We start from the raw sequence: 5,511 nt of genomic DNA, 5'->3' as shown, positions 1-5,511 counted from the left end.
ATTAATTTACTTAGAGCTTCTCTTATATAGGCATCTGTTGTCAGATCGGCCTGTTGATCTATCTGTTTCTTCACTTTTTGTATATCCCGACTTGAATAACCCAATGCCAGTAAGGCTTCCATAGCTTCCTCAAACGAAGAATTAATTTTGCCGTAATGCTCAGATCGATTAAGTGATTCTCTCTTTGCAGCTTCGGTGATATCGAACTCTGACAACTTCCCTTTTAAATCTAAAACAATCTGAGCTGCTGTTTTTTTCCCAACTCCAGGAAACTTAGTCAGATAGGTTGAATTATTATCCTCGATGGCTTGCACAAAACCTTGATGATCTTCGTTTGCTAATATAGCTAGCGCTGACTTCGGACCGATTCCCGAAACATTGATCAATTTCAAAAATAAGTTCTTTTCTTGTAAGGTCACAAACCCAAACAGATTCATGGCATCTTGTTTAACATCATGATAAATATAAATAATGTCTTCGTTGTGCAGTTTATCAGAATAACGGAAAGGATTTCCCATAAGTATCTTATACCCAATATTATTTGCTTCCAGCACAATATAACCCGGATAGATATGTTTGATAATTCCTTTTATGTATTCGAACATTTATTTCCCTCATCCCACTTGTAGTCAATCTATAGTATTATAACATAAAAACACCTGTTCATTAAATATCCCTCTGAACAGATGTTTCACTTTTTCTATTAAGACTGCTTATTCAAATTCTGCTAGATATTCCTCGTAACCTTTTTCTTTTAATTGTGATTTCGGAATAAATTTTAGAGCTGCCGAATTGATACAGTAACGTAATCCGCCTTTATCCTCAGGGCCATCTGTAAAAACATGACCCAAGTGGGAGTCTGCTTCTTTACTTCTGACTTCCGTTCTGTGCATTCCGAATTTAGAATCTGTTTTTTCTTTGACTGTTTGTTTTGTTATCGGCTTAGTAAACGATGGCCAGCCACAGCCCGCATCATACTTGTCTTTTGAAGAAAAAAGCGGTTCTCCGCTCACAACATCAACAAAAATACCTTCTTCAAAGAACTGGTCATACTCGCCAGTCCCCGGACGTTCAGTTGCGTTCTTCTGAGTCACTTTATATTGTATAGGTGTCAGCTCTTTCTTTAATTGTTCCTTATCTTTATATTCTGACATAATTGGTCTCCTTTTTTCGAATAGATTACCTAAGGCATCTTTGGCTTTATCCACCTCAGTGTTCTGATCAATAGATTTACTTAAAACATTTGAAGGATTTCGTTTAGCAACCACAATCAATGCAGGTAACGCTAGCATAGACAAGACTGATTTGGTTTGTCCGTTGTTTTTGCTATAAACTCTAAATCATTTTGATTACCCAATTGATTCATAACTGTTGACACAATACCCATCAGCGATTCCCTCTTTCCTGTGTATTAAGAAAAGTATTCCTCTGTTTTATTGTAAGCGAATATTCTTTTGAATAGCAATTATTAGCGCTTATAATGACCTTTTCTATTGAGAAAAAAGACTCTCAAATCAATGAGAATCTTGTATCCGCTTGAACATCTTTTCCATGTCATTGGTAGTGAAATTAACCATCACGGGTCTTCCATGAGGACAATTATAAGGATTCTTTGTCACCCTTAATTGCCTTAACAGCTCTCTCGCTTCATCGTTGGATAAATGATGGTTCGCTTTTATCGATCGTTTACAACTCATCATGATGGCTGTCGCTTCCCGAAATTTATTGACGGACAACGAGGATTTCTCTAAAAAGAAGTCGATCATTTCTTTTATCGTATCTTCTTCTTGTCCTGGCAGCATCCAAGTAGGGTGCTGTCTCACGATAAAGCTGTTTTGGCCAAACTCTTCCAGGAAAACAGAAGCTTCTGCTAACTTCTGTTTATTATCTTTGATGACGAGCGCTTCATTAGAAGGGTATTCAACCACAATAGGAATAAGCAGCTCTTGCAACTCTGTTCCGTTTTGATCGATATTCTCTCTGTAGTACTCATACTTGATACGTTCTTGGGCAGCATGTTGATCAATAACATACAGTCCTTCTTCGTTCTGAGCGAACAGATAAGTACCATGCATTTGTCCGATGTATTCTAATTCGGGAAATTGCTTTGTCTGTTCTTTTACATCGCTGATTTTTTCAACTGTTTTCAAAATAGGTTCTTCATGAATCATGGCATTTTGTTCTGAGGTGACTCTGTTTCCCTCTCCTATAGAGCTAGCTGCTTCTCTGTGATGGGTTGCTGTAGTCTCTTCATAGCTATAAGCATTATTCTGCTTTGCTGTGTACCGATCGTCTAGAGGAGCTTTTGGAGCTGACCACTGATCATCTTCTTTCGGGCTGCCGTCAAAAGCTAAACGCGTCTGTTCGTCTTTCCGATACCTCATAGAACCATTATTCTTCTTTTGTAAATTATCTATCGCACTCGGTATTCTCACTTCCTGATTCATCCTAGTGTTAATAGCAGAACTAATGAGCTGACCCAGTTCTTTCTCATTGCTTATCCTTATTTGCTGCTTGGTCGGGTGCACATTGACATCTAGAAGCAACGGATCGATTTTCACATTGATGACGGCTATAGGATACCTGCCGATCATGATTTTCGATCCGAATCCGTCTGCAATCGCCTTATTCAAAGCGTAATTTTTAATGTATCTGCCATTGATAATTACCGTAAGATATTTATTATTGGCACGTGTGACTTCGGGTAAAGAAACGTAACCCGATACTTCAAAGTCAAAAGAGGTCTCTTTGATCTCACACATTTTCTTTGCAATACCAACACCGTATACACCGGCTATGGCTTGTTTTTGATCACTATTACCTGCTGTCTTTATCATAGTGTTCCCATCTGAGACAAGTTTAAATGAAATTTCAGGATGGGCTAGAGCCAGCCGATTAACCGTGTCGTTAATGTGCGCCAATTCTGTCTGTAGTGTTTTTATATACTTAAGTCGAGCGGGCGTATTATAAAACAATTCCTCAACTTTTATATTGACCCCTTTTCTTGAAGAAGCTGCACGTTGTTCCACGATTTTTCCACCATGCAATTCGATGTGCACGCCTGATTGTCCTTCTTCAGCCGTTTCTAAAGTGATTTTTGATACAGAGGCAATGCTTGGTAACGCTTCTCCCCTAAAGCCTAATGTTCGAATCCTAAACAGATCTTCGTCTGCAATCAGTTTCGATGTCGCGTGTCTTTCAAAAGCCGAAGGAACTTCAGCTGAGGGTATGCCTTCACCGTCATCAATGACCTGAATACTTTTGATCCCTGCTTCTTCTACAAAGACTTCAATCCGCGTGCTGTTGGCATCGATAGCATTCTCAAGCAGTTCTTTAACCACGGATGCCGGGCGTTCAATGACTTCCCCAGCTGCTATTTGATTGGCTAACGTCGTGGACATGATTTGAATTTTAGTTGTCATTTAATTTTTCCAACTTTCATTCCCGGTTCTTTAATTTCTGTTGTAACTGACTCAAAACGTGTAAAGCATCCAGAGGTGTAGTTGCCAACACGTTCATGTTCGCCAGTTCTTCGATCACAGCTTTTTCATTTTCATCAAGAGCTCCGAATAAGTTCATTTGTTCCTGCGATCGAGTTTCAGTAATATCATTGTCATCCTTCTTTTCAAAAAGATGTTCTTCTTTCTTCTCTAATTCGTTTAAGATGCTTTCTGCTCTTTTTAGTAGCGGATGAGGCAGGCCTGCTAATTTAGCGACTTGGACACCGTAACTTTTATCTGCAGCTCCAGGTAACATCTGATGCAGAAAGACCAAGTCACCCGCTTCTTCCACTGCCCCCACATGGACATTTTTCAGCTTGGGTAAACGCTCATCAAGCACTGTCAGCTCATGGTAATGCGTGGAAAACAAGGTCTTAGCTTTGACTTGATCATGGACAAATTCAATGATTGCTTCTGCTAAGGCCATCCCGTCGTAAGTGGCCGTGCCTCGTCCGATCTCATCAAATAGCAAGAGACTTTTTGGTGTCGCATTTTCCAACGCCTGGTTTGTCTCTGTCATCTCGACCATAAAGGTACTTTGTCCGCCTATCAAGTCATCCATGGCACCGATCCGGGTGTATAGACGGTCGAACAGCGGTAATCTTGCTTCTTCAGCCGGAACGAAACAGCCCATCTGAGCCATAATGATAATCAGAGCAAGCTGACGCATATAGGTACTTTTACCAGACATATTAGGCCCTGTGATCAAAAGGACGGATGTTTCATCAATGAGTTCCACATCATTAGGTACATAGGCTTGTTCTCCCATGACTTTCTCGACTACAGGATGTCTGCCCTTAATGATCGATACATCTTGGCTATCCATTCTAAATGACGGTCTCACGTAGTTATATTCTTCACTCACTGTAGCAAAACTTTGAAGGACGTCAACTTTTGCAATAACCTTAGCTAATTGCTGCAACCGCTCAATCTCTTCTTTCACTTGGTTTCTGATATCTACGAATAATTCGTATTCCAAGTTCTTTGATTTTTCTTCAGCTTCCAAGATAAGTGATTCTTTTTCTTTCAATTCCGGCGTACTATATCGTTCAGCATTCGAGAGCGTTTGTTTCCTTTCGTAACGACCTTCTTCCAACTTGGATACATTGGCTTTTGATATTTCGATATAATAACCGAAAACTTTATTAAAGCCTATCTTAAGGTTTTTAATACCGGTAGCGGCTCTCTCTTTTTGTTCAAGTTCAGCCATCCACTTTTTACCATTTGTCATGGCTTCTTTGTATTTGTCCAATTGAGGATGGTAGCCTGTTTTTATGATTTCTCCTTCCGTTGTCGACAACGGAGGTTCCTCAACGATCGAGTGCTCAATCAGTTCTTTCACATCAGCGATTGGATCCAGTTGTGTTAAGTATTTAGTCCAATGATTTTCATCATTGAGCATTTCAATGATTGCTTTTATATAAGGAATCTGTTCGAGTGAATGTTTAAGCTGAACGAGATCACGGGCATTGACCGTACCAAAGGCTGTACGTCCTGCCAATCGTTCCAAGTCATAAACTTTATCCAGAAGCTCTTTCAAATCATTTCTTTCGAAAAAATGATTAAGTAAGCTTTCAACATAATTCATTCTCTCTTCGATCTTAGATTTCTGAATGAGCGGTTTATCCAGCCATGATTTCAGCATCCGTCCACCCATAGACGTTTTAGTTTCGTCTAACAACCATAACAACGTGCCTTTTTTGGTGCCATCCCTTAATGAAGCAGCTAATTCGAGATTTCTTCTCGCTTCTTGTCCAAAAATAAGAAACTGGTTTGTTTCGTATTCTTCAATTTCTTGAAGGTGATCTAATCTTCGCATTTGTGTATCGGATAAATAAGAGAGTAATAAATCGATCACATTCTTCAATCGAGACTCTTCAAACTTTTCGGTGAGATGTGTAAGGGAAGGCGCTGGTGTTTCGCTAGAAGCGTGAGAGATGGACATATTCCATTTATTTTTTAATAATTCTTGTAATTCCAAGAATTCTCCCGGTTCAAAGATAACTTCTTT

At 39.5% G+C, this 5,511-nt stretch carries 4 protein-coding genes; all 4 read right to left on the bottom strand.

Translation table 11 applies throughout. From position 1 onward, the window contains the following. Positions 1 to 605, bottom strand: a 605-nt coding sequence (gene ruvA, locus R6U02_RS01540) for a Holliday junction branch migration protein RuvA (protein ID WP_410261867.1), incomplete at its 3' end; no start/stop codon positions are given. Between the two features lie 108 nt (positions 606 to 713). Then, entirely contained in the window at positions 714 to 1,154 is a 441-nt protein-coding gene (gene msrB, locus R6U02_RS01535; protein ID WP_410261868.1) for a peptide-methionine (R)-S-oxide reductase MsrB, read from the bottom strand. 360 nt (positions 1,155 to 1,514) lie between these two features. After that, positions 1,515 to 3,422: a DNA mismatch repair endonuclease MutL gene (gene mutL / locus R6U02_RS01530; protein WP_410261866.1), complete on the bottom strand. Its 1,908-nt coding sequence runs from the start codon at positions 3,420 to 3,422 to the stop codon at positions 1,515 to 1,517. A 16-nt stretch (positions 3,423 to 3,438) separates the two neighbouring features. Then, a partial coding sequence (mutS, locus tag R6U02_RS01525; protein ID WP_410261865.1) for a DNA mismatch repair protein MutS occupies positions 3,439 to 5,511 on the bottom strand: 2,073 nt, incomplete at its 5' end.

The sequence above is a fragment of the Alkalibacterium sp. genome, assembly GCF_046484155.1.
Taxonomy (GTDB): Bacteria; Bacillota; Bacilli; order Lactobacillales; family Carnobacteriaceae_A; genus Alkalibacterium.
Note: the sequence above shows the minus strand (reverse complement) of the source record. Positions and strands in the feature narration are given on the sequence as shown.